Origin of the sequence: Roseateles oligotrophus, assembly GCF_014204525.1 — a bacterium.
Lineage (GTDB): Bacteria > Pseudomonadota > Gammaproteobacteria > Burkholderiales > Burkholderiaceae_C > Paucibacter_A > Paucibacter_A oligotrophus_A.
The window spans coordinates 140,168-158,005 of record NZ_JACHLP010000009.1 but is presented as its reverse complement, the minus strand read 5'-3'; the positions used below and the strand labels follow the sequence as shown (position 1 = coordinate 158,005).

Here is a 17,838-nt window from a genome sequence, read left to right as displayed (position 1 = left end):
GAACTGCGCCCAGGATGCCGCAGTTCACTCATTCATTCAAATGCTTTGATTTCCGTCTACCATTCATTCCTGATATGAATCCTGCCGCCATCAGCCACCGCCATATCGAGGTCTTCCGCGCCGTGATGACGGCCGGCAGCGTGACCGCCGCCGCCAGCTTGCTGCACAGCTCCCAACCCACGCTGAGCCGGGAGTTAGCAAGGCTGGAGTATTTGCTGGGCTATGCCTTGTTCGAACGCCTGAACGGCCGGCTCAAGCCCACGGCCCGGGCGCTGAGCTTGTTCGAGGAGGTGCAGCGGTCCTACCAGGGCCTGGACCGCATCTGCAGCCGCGCCGCCCAGCTGGGCCGGGCCGAGCAGGCCCAGCTCTCGGTGCTCTGCCTGCCGGCGCTCAGCCACGGCCTGCTGCCTGGCGCCTGCGCCCGGCTGTTGCAGCGCTACCCGGCGGCCCAGCTGTCCATCACGCCCCAGGAATCGCCCTTGCTGGAGGAATGGATGAGCGCCCAGCGCTACGACCTGGGCCTGAGCGAACAGACCCATGCCGTGCCGGGCACCGCAAGAGTCCCCTTGCTGAGCCTGGACGAGGTCTGCGTGCTACCGACCGGCCATGCGCTGCTGAGCAAAAAGCTGTTGAAGCCACGCGATTTTGAAGGCCAGGACTTCATCAATCTGGCGGCCGATGACCCCTACCGCCTGCAACTGGACGCCTTGTTCGCCGAGCAGGGCGTGCAGCGCCGCGCGCGGCTGGAGACGCACAGCGCCATCGCCGTCTGCGCCATGGTCAAGGCCGGTCTGGGCCTGGCCATCGTCAACCCTGTGACGGCGCTGGCAATGGCGGGCGAGGGCCTGGCGCTGCGCCGGCTCAGCGTCTCCGTGCCCTTCCAGCTCAGCGCCCTGCTGCCTCAGTTCAGGCCGGCGCAAGCGCTCACGCAAGTGCTGCTGGCCGATCTACAGGCGCAGGTCCAGCAAATCAGCCTTGAGCTGAAGAGCGCCTTGCAGGTTTAGAGGCGCTCGATGCGGGCGTAGGCGCTGTGGTTGTGGATGGATTCAAAATTTTCCACATCCACCGTGTAGCGCCCGATGCGGGCATCGGCATTCAGGCGCAGGGCCACATCGCGCACCAGGTCTTCGACGAACTTGGGGTTCTCGTAGGCGTGTTCGGTGATCCACTTCTCGTCGCTGCGCTTGAGCAGGGGCCAGATCTCGCTGGAGGCGCTTTCCTCGGCGAAGCGCACCAGCTCTTGCCAGCTGGGCGCTTGCGCGGCCATCTCGGCACGGATGGTCACCAGGGAGCGCTGGTTGTGCGCGCCGTAGTCGGAGATTTCCTTGGAGCAAGGGCACAGACTCTTGACCGGCACCGCCACCTCGGCCCAGACCGTGGTGAGGCCGGCGCGGGTTTCGGAGATCAGGGTGCCTTGGTAGTCCAGCAGGCTTTCAATGCCGGAAATGGGCGCGCGCTTGCGGATGAAAAAGGGGAAACGCAGCTCGATGCGGCCCTCCAGCGCTTCCAGCTTGGTCAGCATCTGGCCGTGCAGCTCGCGCAGGCTGTTGGCGTCCAGCGGCGCGTTCAAGGCGTCCAACCAGGCCACGAAGCGGGACATATGCGTGCCCTTCTTCTCGGCCGGCAGCGATACATCGAGCGTCCACTGGCCGACCGTGCCCTGCGCTTGCTGGCCGATCAAGACCTGCAGGGGATAACGCACGTCTTTGACGCCGACGCGCTGGATGAGGAGATGACGCTCGTCGCGTTCACTCTGGGTATCAGGAATGTGCAGGGCGGCAGTGACTTGGTTCATGCGAGATTATTGAGCTAGGGGCGTGTGCCGCAAAAAATTGGGCGGGCGAAAAAAGCCCGGGACCTGTCGCCAAGCATGAGGCTTTCCCGAAAAGCTTGCCGTCGCAAGGCCTTGCGGAATCTGCCAGCTCAAGGCGCGATCCCGCCAAAGCCTTATTGATTGGCCGCCGGTCGAAGCAGGGCGGGCCGGGCGCCGAAGCGCTTCAACACGGCCTGCTCGATGCCCGCGGCATCCAGACCGCACTGGGCCATCAAGCGGCCCGCATCCCCGTGTTCGATGAACTCGTCGGGCAAGCCCAGCTGCAGGACCGGCAGATTCAGGCCCGCGGCCTGCAGCGACTCCATCACGGCCGAGCCGGCGCCGCCCATGACGCAGCCGTCTTCCACCGTCACCAGGGCATCGTGCGTGCGGGCCAGTTCGGCCACGAGTTCGTGGTCCAGCGGCTTGACGAAACGCATATTGGCCACGGTCGCATCCAGGGACTCGGCCGCCGCCAAGGCGGGATAGAGCAAGGTACCAAAACTCAGAATGGCGACACGGGGCGCTGCCTGGGCGGCCGGTGCGTTGCCACGCATGGGCTTGCCGGAGCTGCGGCGAATCTCGCCCTTGCCCCAGGGCAGGGCCTGCATCTCTTTCTGGATCGCCACACCGACACCGGCACCGCGCGGATAGCGCACCGTCACCGGACCCGCGTGCTGGAAGGCGGTGAACAAGGCCTGGCGGCATTCGTTCTCATCCGCCGGCGTCAGCACCGACATCTTGGGGATGCAGCGGGTGAAGGCGATGTCGTAATTGCCGGCATGGGTGGCGCCGTCGGCACCGACCAGACCGGCGCGGTCCAGCGCAAACACCACCGGCAGATTCTGCAGGGCGACGTCATGCAACATCTGGTCGTAGGCGCGCTGCAAAAAGGTCGAGTAAATGGCGACCACGGGCTTGAGCCCCTCGCAGGCCAGGCCGGCGGCGAAGGTGACCGAGTGCTGCTCGGCAATGCCCACATCGTGGTAGCGGGTCGGGAAGCGCTTGTGGAACTCCACCATGCCGGAGCCCTCACGCATGGCCGGCGTGATGCCGACCAGGCGCTTGTCCTGCTCGGCCATATCGCACAGCCATTCGCCAAACACCTGGGTGAAGGTGGTCTTGGCCGGCGCCGTCGATTTGACAAAGCCCACGGCCGGGTCGAACACGCCCGAGGCCGCGTGGTACTTGACCGGATCGGCCTCGGCCAGCTTGTAGCCCTGGCCCTTCTTGGTCACCACATGCAGGAACTGCGGGCCTTTTTTGTCGCGCAGGTTTTCCAGCGTGGGGATCAGGGCGTCGAGGTCATGGCCGTCGATGGGCCCCACATAGTTGAAGCCGAACTCTTCAAAAATGGTGCCGGGCACGACCATGCCCTTGGTGTGCTCCTCGAAGCGGCGCGCGAACTCGTACAAGGGCGTGTTCTTGAGCACGCTCTTGGCGCCTTCGCGGGCGGCGGAGTAGAAGCTGCCGCTCATCAGGCGGGCCAGGTATTTGTTCAGTGCGCCGACGGGCGGGCTGATCGACATATCGTTGTCGTTCAGGATCACCAGCACATCGCCCAGCAGGCCGCCATGTGGCACGCCAGCATTGTTCAGCGCCTCAAAAGCCATGCCGGCCGTCATCGAACCATCGCCGATGATGGCCACGGCCTTGCGGTCCTCGCCCTTGATCTTGGCCGCCATGGCCATGCCGTGGGCGGCCGAAATCGAGGTGGAGGAATGGCCCGTGCCAAAAGTGTCGTACTCGCTCTCGTCCCGCCGCGGGAAGCCGCTGACGCCGTCTTGCTGGCGCAAGCTGTGCATCTGCTCGCGGCGGCCGGTCAGCACCTTGTGCGGATAGGTCTGGTGGCCCACATCCCAGACCAGGCGGTCATGCGGGGTGTTGAAGACGTAATGCAGGGCCACGGTCAGCTCTACCGCGCCCAGGTTCGAACCCAGATGGCCGCCCACCTTGGAGCGCGACACGGTGTCGAGCACAAAGGCACGCAGCTCGCCGGCCAGCTTGACCAGCTCGGTGCGCGGCAGGCGGCGCAGATCGGCCGGGCTGTTGATGGTCTGCAAAAGAGAGTAAGGCATGGCTTGCTGGCTCAGTTCTGGCGCTCGACCACCATATCGGCCAGCAGGCTGAGCCAGGCGGTATGGGTCAGGCCGCTGGCGGCCAGGGCCTTGTGGGCCTGGTCGCGCAACTCTTGTGCCAGGGCGCGTGCGGGCTCCAGGCCCAGCACGCTGACATAGGTGGGCTTGTTGGCGTCCTGGTCCTTGCCGGCCGTCTTGCCCAGCACGGCGGAGTCCTGGGTGACGTCCAGAATATCGTCCACCACCTGGAAGGCCAGGCCCAGGGCCGCGCCAAACTCGGACAAATGCGTCAGGGCCTGCACGGAAGCCTGGCCACAGGCCGCCCCCATCATCACGCTGGCCTGCAAGAGCACGCCGGTCTTGCGGCGGTGCATATCGCGCAAGGTGCATTCGTCCAGTTGCTGGCCGACGCTGGCCAGGTCAATCGCCTGGCCACCGGCCATGCCGGCATGACCGGCGGAGCGGGCCAGCAGGGAGCACAGACGCGCTTGCAGGGCGGGTGGCATGGCGCTGTCGGCCGCATCGGGCGTCAAGACCTCAAAGGCCAGGGCCTGCATGGCATCGCCGGCCAACATGGCCCGGGCTTCACCAAACTTGACATGGGCGGTGGGCTTGCCCCGGCGCAGCACATCGTCGTCCATGCAGGGCATATCGTCGTGCACCAGGGAGTAGGCGTGGATCAATTCCACCGCACAGGCGGCCCGCATGGCGGCCTCGGCATCGCCGCGCACCGCATCGTTCGCCGCCATCACCAACAGGGGCCGCAGGCGCTTGCCGCCGTCCAGGACGGCGTAACGCATGGCCTCGCCGAGGCCGGCAGGCGCGTCACTGGGCACGAAGCGATCCAGGGCCAACTCACAGGCAGCGAGCGAGCGCTGCATCCACTGTTCAAAAATACCTGCGTCCACGCTCAGGAATCTCCCCATTGTTTCAATCCCTCGCCCTCAAGCACCTTGACTTGTTGTTCTACGGCCTGGAGCTTGGCGCGGCAGAAACCCAGCAACTCGGCGCCACGCCGATAGCTTTCCAGCAATTGATCAAGCGGCAGCTGCCCGGCCTCCATGCCGGCAAGCAATTGCTCCAGCTCGGCCAAGGCCTGCTCATAGCTGAGCGCGACGGCTTCTTTCGAGGCATGTTTTGCTGAAGTACTGCTTTTTGTCATGGCTGCGCGGGAAAACGGCGATTGTAGTCAGTACAGACTGCCGCATTGTCATCCGAGCGCCACGCCCCAGAAGAGGGGCAGGCTTGACAAATGAGGGACACATTCTTGTCAAGAGATACAATCCCGGACTCCTGTCGAAGGGGCCCATCCTGTTTCCTGGGACGGAACCCAGGTCTGCGTTCGGGCTCAGGCTTGATTTCAGAGGCCAGGGCCCGATGTAGCAGCGGCCCTTTCTCTTCAGGTTGATTCCTCTTCTTTGCGCAAGGGTCCGTGGAAACACCAGGGGCCATGGCGCAAACTGCCTTGCCGGCACGATGCAAATCCTCACCATTGCCGGTCTTTTGTCACAATCCCGACGTCCGGGGCGTCAGCCTAGGTTCGCGCAGGCCAGCGCGGCCTTGAGATGACATTTGGTTTCTTGGAGACCCACTTGGATCATGTCCGACCTGAGTATTTCCCGCGCGGCTCTTGAGCGCAGCAACACGCAGCTGCACGTTTCTTCATACTTCGATGAGAACCTGTTCCGCAAAGAACAGGAATTGCTCTTCCAACCTGGGCCCCGCTACCTCGGCCACGCCCTGGCGGTGCCCGAGGTCGGCGATTACTACGCACTGCCGCAGGAAGGCGAAGGCCGGGCCATCGTGCGCACCCGCCAAGGTCTGGAACTGATCTCCAATGTCTGCCGCCACCGCCAGGCCGTGATGCTGCGCGGGCGCGGCAATACCCGCAGCAATATCGTCTGCCCCCTGCACCGCTGGACCTATGACCTCAAGGGCGAGCTGATCGGCGCCCCGCATTTCGACCACGACCCCTGCCTGAACCTGAAGAACTACCCGCTGCGCGAGTGGAACGGTCTGCTGTTCGAGGACAACGGCCACGATGTCGGCGCCCATCTGGCGCAACTGGGCCCCAAGGCCGAGCTGGACTTCAGCGGCTATGTGCTGGACAAGGTCCATGTGCATGAGTGCGACTACAACTGGAAGACCTTTATCGAGGTCTATCTGGAGGACTACCACGTCGGCCCCTTCCACCCCGGCCTGGGCCAGTTCGTCACTTGTGATGATTTGGCCTGGGAATTCGGCCGCAACCACTCGGTGCAGACGGTCGGCATCCACAAGGATCTGGCCAAGCCTGGCTCCCCGGTCTACCAGCGCTGGCACGATCAATTGCTCAAGTTCCGCGCGGGTACGCCGCCCAAATCGGGCGCGATCTGGCTGACCTACTACCCGCACATCATGGTGGAGTGGTATCCGCATGTGCTGGTGGTGTCCACCCTGTTCCCGCAAGGGCCGCAGAAGACCGCCAATATCGTCGAGTTCTACTACCCCGAGGAAATCGCCGCCTTCGAGCGCGAGTTCGTCGAGGCCCACCAGGCCGCCTATATGGAGACCTGCATCGAGGACGACGAAATCGCCCTGCGCATGGACATGGGCCGCAAGGCCTTGCTGGCGCGCGGCGACAACGAGGTCGGCCCCTACCAAAGCCCGATGGAAGACGGCATGCTGCACTTCCACGAGTGGTACCGGCGCGAGATGAAGCTGGCGCCCTGAGCCTGCGCCCCCAAAACAACGCCCGCATGGCCTCGGCCTTGCGGGCGTTTTGCATGGGCAGAACTCCCTGCGGTCACAATGGCCGGCAGCCCATTCAAGGAGGACTCCCCGACCATGAGCAACAGCCCCTACCAGACCCTGATCAGCGCCCAGGAATTGCAAGCCTTGCTGAGCGCGGGCCCTGCCCCTTTGCTGATCGACCTCAGCTTCGACCTTGCCGCCCCCGAGGCCGGCGAACAAGCATTTGCGGCCGGCCATCTGCCCGGCGCCCACTATCTGCATCTGGACCGCGACCTGAGCGCCGCCAAGACCGGCCACAACGGCCGCCACCCCCTGCCCGAGGCCCAGGGCTTTGCGCGGAAGATGGCCAGCCTGGGCCTGAGCCAGGGCCGGCAAGTCGTGGCCTACGACGCCCAGGGCGGCATGGTCGCGGCCCGCCTGTGGTGGATGCTGCGCTGGCTAGGCCATGCCCAAGTGGCCGTCCTGGACGGCGGCCTGCCCGCCTGGACCGCACAGGGCGGCGCCTTGAGCAGCACGGTGACGGTCCCACAAGCCGCGCATTTTGAGCCCGGCCCGGCCCTGGTCGACACCATCGATGCGGATGCACTGCAAGCCCGCCTGGGCCAGGTCTTGCTGATCGACGCCCGCGCGCCCGAGCGCTTCCGTGGCGAGGTCGAACCGCTGGACGCCCAGGCCGGCCACATCCCCGGCGCCAGCAACCGCCTGTTCAAGAACAATCTGCAGGCGGATGGCCGCTTCAAGAGCGCCGAGCTCTTGCGGGCCGAGTTTGCCGCCCTGCTGGGCCTACGCCAGGCCGACGAGGTCGTGCACCAATGCGGCTCCGGCGTGAGCGCCTGCCATAACCTGCTGGCCATGCAGCATGCCGGCCTGGCCGGCGCCAGGCTTTACCCGGGCTCCTGGAGCGAATGGTCGGCCGACCCCAAGCGCCCGGTGGCGACCGGTTAGCCCATCATCTTGATTTAGCGCAAGATGGAGGCCGGCCGTCCCGGCCAAACTGGCTTGACCCATCCAAGATCAGGAGCACTGCCATGTTCAAGCGAATTCTTGTCCCCACCGACGGTTCCGAGATCAGCGCCAAGGCGCTCAACACCGCCATCGGCCTGGCCCGCGTGCACAGCGCCAAGCTGTATGCGCTGAGCGTCAAGGAGCCCTTCCCCTACAGCGCCGTGTCGGAAATGCAGCCCACACCGCCGCAGGAATTCTTTGATGCGCAAGAGCGCATTGCCAGCGCCCGCGTCAAGCTGGTGCTGGACCAGGCCACCGAGGCCGGCGTCGCCTGCGAGGGCTTCACCGTCGAGGCCTTGCACGCCTGGGAAGCCATCATCGAAACCGCCAACAACCATCAATGCGATCTGGTGGTGATGGCCTCACACGGCCGCCGCGGCGTGCAAGCCCTGCTGCTGGGCAGCGAGACCCAGAAGGTGCTGACCCACTGCACCATTCCTGTGTTGGTCGTGCGCTGAATCCAGCCAGCGATCAAAGCCGGCCGCTTCGCAGCGGCCGGCTTTTTCAATGCTCGTGACCGGAGGCGGCCACCACCAGGATCACCAGGCCTATGCCGGCCGCCAGCCAGGCCAGTTGCAAGACCGTGTCCCGCCAGGGCAGGCGGCGCTGCAGCTGCGGGATCAGGTCCGCCACCGCCACATAGACAAAGCTGCTGCTGGCCGCGACCAGCAGATAGGGGAAGAGCGCCTCCCAGGGGCCGACGACGAAATAACCCAGCACCCCACCGGCCACGGCCGCCAGGCCCGAGATGGCGTTGAAGAGCAAGGCCTTGCGGCGGCTGAAGCCCGCGTTCAAGAGCACGATGTAGTCGCCCACCTCCTGCGGGATCTCGTGCGCCACGATGGCCAGCGAGGTCACCAGGCCCAGATGCGGGTCGGCCAAAAAGGCCGCGGCGATGATGATGCCGTCGCAGAAATTGTGGATGCTGTCGCCCACCAGCACGCTCAAGCCCCCCCGCCCGGCCTGCTCGACGTCGAAGTGGTGGTGATGGTGGTGACCATCGCCCTCGTGATGATGGGTGTGGCGGTACAGCTCCACCTTCTCCAGCAGGAAGAAGAACATCAGGCCGCCCAGCAAGACCATGAACAAGGCATGCGGGCTGGCCTTGCTCTCGAAGGCCTCGGGCAGCACATGCAGCAAGGCCGTGGCCAGCAGCACGCCGGTGGAGAGGCTGACCAAATTCTTGACGATGCGACCCAGCAGGCTCACCGTCAGGCTGGCCGCGATCAAAACAGACAGCAGGCCACCCGACAAGGTGGCCAGCACGATATAAAAAAGAGTCATCGAAATCCCGGGCTGGGCTTAAAACCAAACAAGAACCGCGCCCTCCGAGACGCGGTCATCCATCCACTCTTCGAGCCTTGCTGTGGGCAAAACTCACACAACGCCATGGACCGCAAACCAGGCCAGGCATCGCTGCCAGCCATCGACGGCCTCGTCCTGGCGATAGCTGGGACGGTAGTCGGCAAAGAAGGCATGCGGGGCCTGCGGGTAGACGTGGATCTCGCTACGCTGCGCGGCCACCGAGCCCTTCTTCAGAGCAAGCTTCATCTTATCAACCGTGTCAAGCGCGATGCCCTCGTCGCAGCCGCCGTACAGGCCCAGCACCGGGCCATGCAGCTGGCCCACCCGGTCGATGGGGTGGGCCGGCGTGCGCTCGCTGCACACGCCGATCACGCGTCCATACCAGGCCACGGCGGCCCGCACGGCCGGGTTGTGGGCGGCGTACAGCCAGCTGATGCGCCCGCCCCAGCAAAAACCCGTCACGCCCAGGCGGCCCACATCGCCGCCCTGAGCCTGGGCCCAGGCGAGGACGGCATCCAGATCCGCCATGACCTGGGCATCCGGCACCTTGTAGACCACGTCCTGCATCAGCGTCGGGATGTCGCGGTAGGCGCCGGCATCGCCCTGGCGCAGGAACAGCGCCGGGGCCAGCGCCCAATAGCCCTGCTGCGCCAGCCGCCGGGCCACATCGGCGATGTGCTCGTGCACGCCGAAGATTTCGCTAATCAGCAAAATCACCGGTGGCTTGTCCACAGCCAGCGGCCGGGCGCTGTAGCCGCTCAATGCAAAGCCCGCCACATCCAGGCTGAACGGGCCCGCCTGCAGGCCTGTGGCCGGGGTGTGAATCGCCTGCGCCAGCGAGGCCTGGGCGGCTGCGGCATAGCCCAGGGACGCAGCGGAAGTCGTTTGGCTCATGGATAGTGGCAATCTGTGGTGGGAGAACCGCAGGCATTTTAGGTAAGCGTTTGAAAGCCGCCTGGCTTGCGGCCGGATGGGCTTTGTTTGCCACGACAATGGCCCGCATGATTTTGCATCCCGCCTCCACCACCCCGGACCTCGCCGCACCCTTGGCCGCCATCGATATGGGCTCCAACAGCTTCCGGCTTGAGATCGCGCAGCTGCCACGCGGCCAATACAAACGACTGGAGTATCTGAAGGAAACCGTGCGCCTGGGTGCCGGCCTAGACGCCGAAGGCATGCTGACCGAGGCCGCCATGCAGCGTGGCCTGGACTGCTTGCAGCGCTTTGCCCTGCGCTTGCAAGGCTTCCCGCCCACGCGAGTGCGGGCCGTGGCCACGCAGACCCTGCGCGAGGCCAAGAACCGCAACGCCTTTCTGGCCCGCGCCCAGGAGGTGCTGGGCTTCCCCATCGAGGTGATCTCGGGCCGCGAGGAAGCGCGCCTGATCTTTGCCGGCGTGGCCCGCCTGCAGCCCGGCGACAAACCGCGCCTGGTGATCGATATCGGCGGCCGCTCCACCGAGATGATTCTGGGCCGTGGCCGGCGCCCGCAGGTGGCCGAGTCCTTCCAGGTCGGCAGCGTCAGCCTGTCCCTGCGCTTTTTCCCCAAAGGCCTGTTCACGGCCGAAGCCTTCCGCGCCGCCCAGGTGGCCGCCGGTGCCGAGCTGGAGGAGGCGCTGACCCTGTTCAAGCCCACGCTGTGGCAGCAGGCCCTGGGCTCCTCGGGCACTGTTGGCGCGGTGGCGCAAATCCTCGCCGCCACCGGCATCACCGACGGCCGCATCACCCCCGAGGCCTTGCGCTGGTGCATACAGCAATGCCTGGAAGCCGGCAGCATGGACCAGCTCAAGCTGCCCGGCCTGAAGGAGGACCGCCGCGCCGTCGTGGGCGGCGGCCTGTGCATTCTCTACACCTTGCTGACCCAGTTCGGCATCCGGGAGCTGCTGCCCGCCAAGGGCGCGCTGCGCCAGGGCGTGATCTTCGATCTGGTGGAGCGCCTGGAGTCCAGCCTGACAGCCGAGGGCAGCGCCCGGCAAGATATGCGCGAGGCCTCGGTGGCCGGGCTGCAAAAGCGCTTTGCGGTCGATCTGGCCCAGGCCGAGCGGGTGCAAGGCATCGCCCTCCATCTCTACCAGCAGCTGCAGCCACGCGCCCCGCGCGAGCGCCAGCGCGAGCTGGCCTGGGCGGCCGGCCTGCATGAGATGGGCATGATGGTCTCCCACCACGACCACCACCGCCACAGCGCCTATCTGCTTGCCCATGTGGACGCGGCCGGCTTCTCGCAAAACCAGCTCAAGCGCCTGGGCGATCTGGCCCTGGGCCAGCGCGGCGGCCTGCGCAAGCTGGAGGCGGTGCTGGGCGACGAAAGCCTGCTGTGGCAACTGCTCTGCCTGCGCCTGGCCGTGATCAAAAGCCATGCCCGCGAGGCGGTGGAGACCAAAGCCTTGCGCCTGAGCCGCCAGGGCCGCAAGGTGGCGCTGAACCTGCCCAAGTCCTGGGCCGCCGAACACCCGCGCACCCTCTTCCTGCTGCAGGAAGAAGTAGCGGCCTGGGCACGCAGCGGGGTCTTGGAGTTAGCGCTGGTTTGAGGGTTGCGCTTAGTCAGTTGGGGACAGAGCTACTCGGGGGTACCCTCGGGCGGTCTGTCCCGCAAGGTCTAGAGAAAATCCGGCCCCTGCACCGCCTGCAGCACCACCTCCTGCTGCCCCTCGCGCTGGCGTGAGCGCAGCCACCAGACCGCCCCCTTCTTGACCGCCCAGGGCTGCGGGCTGCCCGTCAGCAGCTCGGCGGCCAGCAGGCCCAGCGTGGGCTGATGACCCACGATCAGCACCGGCTCGCTGCTGCCGGGCCAGCGCGCCGCCGCCAGCAGATCGGCCACGCCGGCCTCGGGCGCCAGGCCGGGCAGGATGCGCAGCTCGCGCCCCAGAGCCGCCGCGGTGGCGCGGGTGCGCTGGGCCGGGCTGACCAGGACCCGGGTCGAGGCGGCCAGGCGCCGGTTCAGCCACTCGGCCATGCGGGCGGCCTGGCGCTCGCCCTTGCGGGTCAGGCAGCGCTCCAGATCGCTGCCGCCTTCGCGCAGCAATTCGGCCTCGGCATGGCGCCACAGAATCAGGTCCATGGGCTCAATCCCGCTGGGCGCGGAACAGCCGCATCAGCGCATGCTGGGCGCAAGGCCCTTGGGTGGAGATACGGGTGGAATGCCCGTCCGGCCCCAGCTGCCAGGCGTCCAGGCCGTCGTGCAGATAGGGCACCAGGGCCTCGTCGATGATGCGCTGGCGCAGCCTCGCGTCGTTGACCGGCCAGGCCACCTCGATGCGACGGAACATATTGCGGCTCATCCAATCGGCGCTGGAGAGGTAGAGCGCCGTGTCCTCCTCGCCCTCGCCCCACTGGAAGTAGCAGACCCGGGTGTGCTCCAGAAAGCGGCCGACGATGGAACGCACCACGATGTTGTCGCTGATGCCGGGCAGGCCCGGCGGCAGCATGCAGGCACCGCGCACGATCAGGTCCACCTTGGCGCCGGCCTGGCCGGCCTTGAGAATGCCCTCGATCAGCTCGGCATCGGTCAGCGCATTGATCTTGACCACCAGGCGCGCCGGCTTGCCGGCCCGCGCGGCGGCCTCCACCTGGCCCAGCAGCTCCAGCATGCGGCTGTGCATATTGAAGGGGGCCAGCAGCAGGCGGCGCGGGGTCTTGATCTTGCCCAGCGAGGCCAGCTGGCGGAACACCGAGTCCACATCGCTGCACAGCTCGGGGTCGGCGCTCAGATAACCCAGATCGGTGTAGAAGCGCGCCGTGCGCGGGTTGTAATTGCCGGTGGACAGATGGGCATAACGGCGAAACTTGGCGCCCTCGCGCCTTGTGACCAGCAGCAGCTTGGCATGGGTCTTGAAGCCCACGATGCCATACACCACCTGGGCGCCCACGGCCTCCAGGCGCTCGGCCCAGTTGATATTGGCCTCCTCGTCGAAGCGGGCCTTGAGTTCCACCACGGCCATCACCTCCTTGCCGCGGCGGGCCGCCTCGATCAGCAGGTCCATCAGCGCCGATTTGGCGCCGGTGCGGTAAATCGTCTGCTTGATGGCCAGCACATCGGGGTCTTCCACCGCCTCGCGCAAAAACTCCACCACCGGGTCAAAGCTCTCGAAGGGATGGTGCAGCAGCACATCGCCCTTGCGCGCCAGGCGCTCGAAGATGGACTTCTGGCGCGGCAGCCGGCCCTGGGGCCAGGCCGGCTCGTGCGGCTCGAAGCGCAGCTCGGGCGCCTCGGTCTGGTCGATCAGCTCGTTCAGCCGCACCAGATTGACCGGGCCGTTGACCCGGTAAAGCGCCGCCTCGGGCAGGTCGAACTGCTCCAGCAGGAATTGGGACAACTCGGCCGGGCAGGTATTGACCACCTCCAGGCGCACGGCGCGGCCGAAGTGGCGGGTGGTCAGGCCCGAGCGCAGGGCATTGCGCAGATTGGCGATCTCCTCCTCGTCCACCTCCAGATCGGAGTCGCGGGTGACGCGGAACTGCGAGAAGGCCTCGACCTTGCGGCCACCGAACAGCTCCTCCAGATGGGCGCGTATCACGCTGGTCAGCAGCACAAAAGCCTGCTGGCCCTGGGCCACCGAATCGGGCAGGCGGATGACGCGCGGCAGCACCCGCGGCACCTTGACGATGGCGATGCGGTTGTCGCGGCCGAAGGCATCCTTGCCCGAGAGGCGGGCGATGAAGTGCAGGGACTTGTTGGCCACCTGCGGGAAGGGGTGGGCCGGGTCCAGGCCCACCGGCATCAGCAGGGGCCGCACCTCGCGCTCGAAGAAGCGCGCCACCCAGGCCCGCTGGGCCTCGTTGCGGTCGGCGTGGTTGAGGATGGTGATGTCCTGCCGGCGCAGCAAGGGCATCAGCTGCTCGTTGAAGATGCCGTACTGCTCGTCGATCAAGGTGTGGGCGGCGCGCGCCACCCGCTCGACATCGCGGTTATCGACCTGGCTCTGCGGGTCGCGGGCGGCGTCCAGCATATCGGCGAAGCGCACCTCGAAGAACTCGTCCAGATTGGAGGAGACGATGCAGATATAGCGCAGCCGCTCCAGCAGCGGCACGTCCAGGCGCTGGGCCTGGGCCAGCACGCGCCGGTTGAATTCCAGAATGGCTTTCTCGCGATTGAGCAGGGCTGGGATGATGGAGGTGGGAGTGGCTTTGTCTACGGCTGGGTTCATGAAACGATTTTAGGGCTGGGACTCTAGGACCTTGGCCAAGGCGGGCCGGGCTTTTTGCAGCGCCAGCGGCAGGCTGGCGGGGGTAGAACTCCAGTCCAGAATCTCCAGCGTGCCGTCCGCATGCTCCACCAGGGCAGTCAGGCTCTCCACCCAGTCACCATCGTTGCAGTAAAGAATGCCGTCGATATCGCGCATCTCGGCATGGTGAATATGACCACAGACCACGCCTTGCACGCCGCGCTTGCGCGCCTCGCGGGCCACCGCCACCTCGAAGTCCGAGACATAGCTGACCGCCCGCTTGACCTTGAGCTTCAGGTATTTGGATAAGCTCCAGTAGGGCAGGCCGAACTTGGCGCGCAGATGGTTGAGGTAGCGGTTGAGCTTGAGCGTGATCTCGTAAGCCGTGTCGCCCAGATGGGCCAGCCATTTGGCGCACTGGATCACGCCGTCGAACAGATCGCCATGGGTGATCCAGAGCTTGCGGCCGTCGGCCGTCTCGTGCACCCACTCCTTCACCACCTCGATGCCGCCGAAGTTGTGGTTCAGGTATTTGCGGGCGAACTCGTCGTGATTGCCCGGCACGAAGAAGACCCGGCAGCCCTTGCGCGCCTTGCGCAAAAGCTTTTGCACCACATCGTTATGCGCCTGCGGCCAGTACCAGCTGCGGCGCAGCTGCCAGCCGTCGATGATGTCGCCGACCAGGAAGAGCTGCTCGCACTCCACCTCGCGCAAAAAGTCCAGCAAGGCCTCGGCTTGGCAGCCGGGCGTGCCCAGATGCAGATCGGAGATCCACACCGTCCGGTAGCGGCGGCTGGGCGTATCGGCGCCCTCGCCTCCCTCGGCGGTCGGGTCGAGCAAGGCACCCGCAGCCGTGGCGGCGGCGCGCATCAGGGCATGGTCGTTCTGCATGGCTCTGCAGTCTCGGCCCCGCCCATGTCGGAGCCGTGGCAGCCGTGTGAAGCTTGCATGACGGGCCACACAAAGCCCGGCCCTCGATAATGCCCCCATGCATCTGATGATTCCCCACGCCAGCGCCCTGGGCGAGGCCTGCAAGCACAGCCTGGGCACCCTGGCCCTGCCCCATCTCTCGGCCCTGCTGGGCCTGCTCAAGCCCGAGGGCCAGGCCCTGGGCAGCGACGAGTACAGCCTCAACACGCCCTTCGAACTGGCGCTGGCCCGCGAGCGCGGCCTGGGCACTGACGCCGGCCCGCTGCCGACCGCCGCCTGGCTGGCCGCCGAGGCCGGCCTCGGCGGCCAGGCGGAGCAGGCCTGGGCCTTGTTGAGCCCCATGCACCTGGCCGTGGGCAGCGACCAGGTCAGCGCCTACGCGCCCGAGCTGCTGGCGCTGGACGAGGATGAATCGCGCGCCTTCTTTGCCGCCATGGCCGAGCTGTGGCCGGCCGAAGAAGGCTGGCGGGCGCACTGGCTGAGCCCGCTGCAATGGCTGCTCGGCCACCCCAGCCTGGCGGGCCTGGCGAGCGCCAGCCTGGACCGGGTGGTGCAACGCAATGTCGCCACCTGGATGCCCGAGGCCCGTCGCCTGCGCACGCTGCAAAACGAGGCCCAGATGCTCTTGCATCGCCAGCCGCTGAACGAGGCGCGCGAAGCCCGCAAGGCCCTGCCCCTGAACTCCTTGTGGATCAGCGGCTGCGGCGCCGAAGCGGGCGCTAGCCAAGCCCTGCCCGCCGATTTGCAAGTGGACAGCAGCCTGCGCCAGCCCCTGCTGATGGAAGACTGGGCCAGTTGGGCCGAGGCCTGGGCACGGCTGGACGATGGCGCCGTCTCCCATCTGCTGAGCGAGGCCCGCCTGGGCAAGCCGGCCCGGCTGACGCTGTGCGGCGAACGCTTCGCCCGCAGCTATGCCCTGCCGCCGCGCAGCGCCCTGCAAAAAACCCTCCATCGTTGGCTGCCGCCACGCGCCGAGGTCCACAGCCTGCTGGAGGCCTTATGAACAACGCGCCCTTGCTGAGCACCCGCGATGTGCCGCCCCGCGCCGCCTGGGCCCTGGAGCAAGCCGGTGTGCCGCCCCTGCTGGCCCGGCTCTTCGCCGCCCGCGGCGTGCAGGACCCGGCCGAGCTGGACGACGGCCTGGCCCGCCTGCTCTCGCCCGACACGCTCAAGGGCAATGCCGAGGCCGCCCGGCTGCTGGCCGACGCAATCGAGGCCGGCGAGCGCATCTGCCTGGTGGCCGACTACGACTGCGACGGCGCCACCGCCTGCGTCGTGGCCTTGCGCGGCCTGGCCCTGCTGGGCGCCCGGCCCGAGCAGCTGGGCTATGTGGTGCCGGACCGCGCCATCCACGGCTATGGCCTGACGCCGGCCATCGTCGAGCTGGCCCTGCCGCAGCGACCGCAGGTCTTGATGACGGTGGACAACGGCATCGCCAGCATCGCCGGCGTCGCCCATGCCAAGGCCTTGGGCCTGAAGGTGCTGGTGACCGACCACCACCTGCCCGCCCTCGTCGACGGCGTCGTGGCCCTGCCCGCCGCCGACGCCCTGGTCAACCCCAGCCAGCCGGGCTGCGGCTTCGAGAGCAAGAATATCGCCGGCGTGGGCGTGGCCTTCTACGTGCTGCTGGCCCTGCGCAGCGAGCTGCGCCGGCGCGGCCGCTTCGACGCCACCAACCAGCCCAAGCTGGATGGCTTGCTGGACCTGGTCGCCCTGGGCACGGTGGCCGACGTCGTCAAGCTGGACGCCAACAACCGCCGCCTGGTGGCCCAAGGGCTGAAGCGCATGCGGGCCGGCCGGGTGCAGCCCGGTGTTGCCGCCCTGTTCAGCGCCGCCGGCCGCGACTGCGGCCGCGCCAATGCCTTTGACCTGGGCTTTGCCCTGGGGCCGCGCATCAATGCGGCGGGGCGGCTGTCGGACATGACGCTGGGCATCGAGTGCCTGCTCAGCGATGAGCCCGGCCGCGCGCTGGAGCTGGCCAAGCAGCTGGACGCCATCAACCGCGAGCGCCGCGAAATCGAGGCCGGCATGAAGGAGCAGGCCGAACTCAAGCTGGCCGAGCTGCTGCGCCAGCCCCTGCTGCAGGGCCAGCCGCCGGCGGCGCTGTGCCTGTTCGAGCCCGAGTTCCACGAGGGCGTGGTGGGCATCATCGCCTCGCGCCTGAAGGACCGCATCCACCGGCCTAGCTTCGTATTTGCACGGGGGGCAGATGGGCAACTCAAGGGCTCGGGCCGCTCCATCCCAGGTTTTCATCTGCGCGACGCCCTGGACCTGGTCAGCAAGCGCCGGCCCGAGCTGCTGAAGAAGTTCGGCGGCCACGCCATGGCGGCGGGCTGCACCCTGGTGGAAGACGGTTTCGAGGCTTTTGATGCCGCCTTGCAGGAGGTCGCCGCCGAGTGGCTGGACGCTAGCGCGCTGACCCGCCAGCTGCGCACCGACGGCCCCTTGCCGCCCGAGCTGCACACGCCCGCCACCGTGCGCGAGCTGGAGGCGCAGGTCTGGGGCCAGGCCTTCGAGGCGCCGCTGTTCTGCGACGAGGTGGAGGTGGTCTCGCAGCGCATCGTGGGCGAGCGCCACCTCAAGCTGCGCCTGCGCCAGGCCGGTGTGCTGCGCGAGGCCATCTGGTTCGGCCATATCGAGCCCGTGCCCACACACGGCCGCCTGGCCTACCGCCTCAGCCTGGACGAATACCAGGGCCAGCAGCGGGTGCAACTGGTGGTGGAAGCTTTGCTGTGAACTATGCACGCCCCGCCAGACGAATCCGGGTAAACACCTAACTTCGTCACAGCACTGACATGCGGCAGGCCTCCAATCG

The 17,838-nt window shown here is 66.9% G+C and carries 16 protein-coding genes; 7 read left to right on the top strand and 9 right to left on the bottom strand.

The genetic code is table 11. The features are described from left to right. Positions 1 to 74: 74 nt before the first annotated feature. The gene (locus HNP55_RS20045) at positions 75 to 1,004 is read left to right on the top strand and encodes a LysR family transcriptional regulator (protein WP_184303524.1); all 930 of its coding nucleotides are present in this window, start codon (positions 75 to 77) and stop codon (positions 1,002 to 1,004) included. On the opposite strand, the gene folE2 is transcribed toward HNP55_RS20045, so the two are convergent. The 4 genes from folE2 to HNP55_RS20025 form a co-directional block, all read right to left on the bottom strand. Further along, a complete protein-coding gene (folE2, locus tag HNP55_RS20040; RefSeq protein ID WP_184303522.1) occupies positions 1,001 to 1,795 on the bottom strand; it encodes a GTP cyclohydrolase FolE2 in 795 nt (264 codons plus the stop codon). The two genes, HNP55_RS20045 and folE2, sit on opposite strands and share 4 nt — an antisense overlap. A gap of 152 nt (positions 1,796 to 1,947) precedes the next feature. Then, entirely contained in the window at positions 1,948 to 3,891 is a 1,944-nt protein-coding gene (gene dxs / locus HNP55_RS20035) for a 1-deoxy-D-xylulose-5-phosphate synthase (RefSeq protein WP_184303520.1), read from the bottom strand. Between the two features lie 11 nt (positions 3,892 to 3,902). Then, on the bottom strand, positions 3,903 to 4,817 hold the full coding sequence (locus HNP55_RS20030; protein ID WP_184303517.1) for a polyprenyl synthetase family protein: 915 nt from the start codon (positions 4,815 to 4,817) through the stop codon (positions 3,903 to 3,905). Further along, the gene (locus HNP55_RS20025; RefSeq protein WP_184303516.1) at positions 4,802 to 5,053 is read right to left on the bottom strand and encodes an exodeoxyribonuclease VII small subunit; all 252 of its coding nucleotides are present in this window, start codon (positions 5,051 to 5,053) and stop codon (positions 4,802 to 4,804) included. Before HNP55_RS20025 ends, HNP55_RS20030 begins: the two co-directional genes overlap by 16 nt. Before the next feature lie 437 nt (positions 5,054 to 5,490). Between HNP55_RS20025 and HNP55_RS20020 the strand changes: the two genes are divergently transcribed. The 3 genes from HNP55_RS20020 (at position 5,491) to HNP55_RS20010 (ending at position 8,087) form a co-directional block, all read left to right on the top strand. Next, the gene (locus HNP55_RS20020; RefSeq protein ID WP_184303514.1) at positions 5,491 to 6,603 is read left to right on the top strand and encodes an aromatic ring-hydroxylating oxygenase subunit alpha; all 1,113 of its coding nucleotides are present in this window, start codon (positions 5,491 to 5,493) and stop codon (positions 6,601 to 6,603) included. Between the two features lie 114 nt (positions 6,604 to 6,717). Then, positions 6,718 to 7,569, top strand: a complete 852-nt coding sequence (locus tag HNP55_RS20015) for a sulfurtransferase (protein WP_184303512.1) — start codon at positions 6,718 to 6,720, stop codon at positions 7,567 to 7,569. Between the two features lie 83 nt (positions 7,570 to 7,652). Further along, entirely contained in the window at positions 7,653 to 8,087 is a 435-nt protein-coding gene (locus HNP55_RS20010) for a universal stress protein (protein WP_184303510.1), read from the top strand. A gap of 46 nt (positions 8,088 to 8,133) precedes the next feature. Here HNP55_RS20010 and HNP55_RS20005 read toward each other — a convergent pair whose 3' ends face one another. After that, the gene (locus tag HNP55_RS20005) at positions 8,134 to 8,913 is read right to left on the bottom strand and encodes a ZIP family metal transporter (RefSeq protein ID WP_184303508.1); all 780 of its coding nucleotides are present in this window, start codon (positions 8,911 to 8,913) and stop codon (positions 8,134 to 8,136) included. A 93-nt stretch (positions 8,914 to 9,006) separates the two neighbouring features. Beyond that, complete coding sequence (locus HNP55_RS20000) at positions 9,007 to 9,828, bottom strand: dienelactone hydrolase family protein (protein WP_184303506.1); 822 nt, start codon at positions 9,826 to 9,828, stop codon at positions 9,007 to 9,009. Positions 9,829 to 9,935: 107 nt separating this feature from the next. On the opposite strand from HNP55_RS20000, the gene ppx reads away from it, so the two are divergent. After that, the gene (gene ppx / locus HNP55_RS19995) at positions 9,936 to 11,459 is read left to right on the top strand and encodes an exopolyphosphatase (protein WP_184303504.1); all 1,524 of its coding nucleotides are present in this window, start codon (positions 9,936 to 9,938) and stop codon (positions 11,457 to 11,459) included. A gap of 68 nt (positions 11,460 to 11,527) precedes the next feature. On the opposite strand, the gene sixA is transcribed toward ppx, so the two are convergent. The 3 genes from sixA to HNP55_RS19980 are packed head-to-tail and all read right to left on the bottom strand — an operon-like array spanning position 11,528 to position 14,963. Next, complete coding sequence (sixA, locus tag HNP55_RS19990; protein ID WP_184303502.1) at positions 11,528 to 11,989, bottom strand: phosphohistidine phosphatase SixA; 462 nt, start codon at positions 11,987 to 11,989, stop codon at positions 11,528 to 11,530. Positions 11,990 to 11,993: 4 nt separating this feature from the next. Next, complete coding sequence (gene ppk1, locus HNP55_RS19985) at positions 11,994 to 14,075, bottom strand: polyphosphate kinase 1 (protein WP_184303500.1); 2,082 nt, start codon at positions 14,073 to 14,075, stop codon at positions 11,994 to 11,996. A gap of 9 nt (positions 14,076 to 14,084) precedes the next feature. Then, positions 14,085 to 14,963 (bottom strand): UDP-2,3-diacylglucosamine diphosphatase, encoded by an 879-nt coding sequence (locus HNP55_RS19980; RefSeq protein ID WP_184303585.1) that lies wholly within the window; start codon positions 14,961 to 14,963, stop codon positions 14,085 to 14,087. Positions 14,964 to 15,081: 118 nt separating this feature from the next. Here HNP55_RS19980 and HNP55_RS19975 point away from each other — a divergent pair, with 118 nt between their 5' ends. Further along, entirely contained in the window at positions 15,082 to 16,026 is a 945-nt protein-coding gene (locus tag HNP55_RS19975; RefSeq protein ID WP_184303498.1) for a hypothetical protein, read from the top strand. After that, positions 16,023 to 17,759 carry a single-stranded-DNA-specific exonuclease RecJ gene (gene recJ / locus HNP55_RS19970; RefSeq protein ID WP_184303496.1) on the top strand — a complete coding sequence of 579 codons (1,737 nt, stop codon included), beginning with the start codon at positions 16,023 to 16,025 and terminating at the stop codon, positions 17,757 to 17,759. Before HNP55_RS19975 ends, recJ begins: the two co-directional genes overlap by 4 nt. Positions 17,760 to 17,838: the final 79 nt, after the last annotated feature.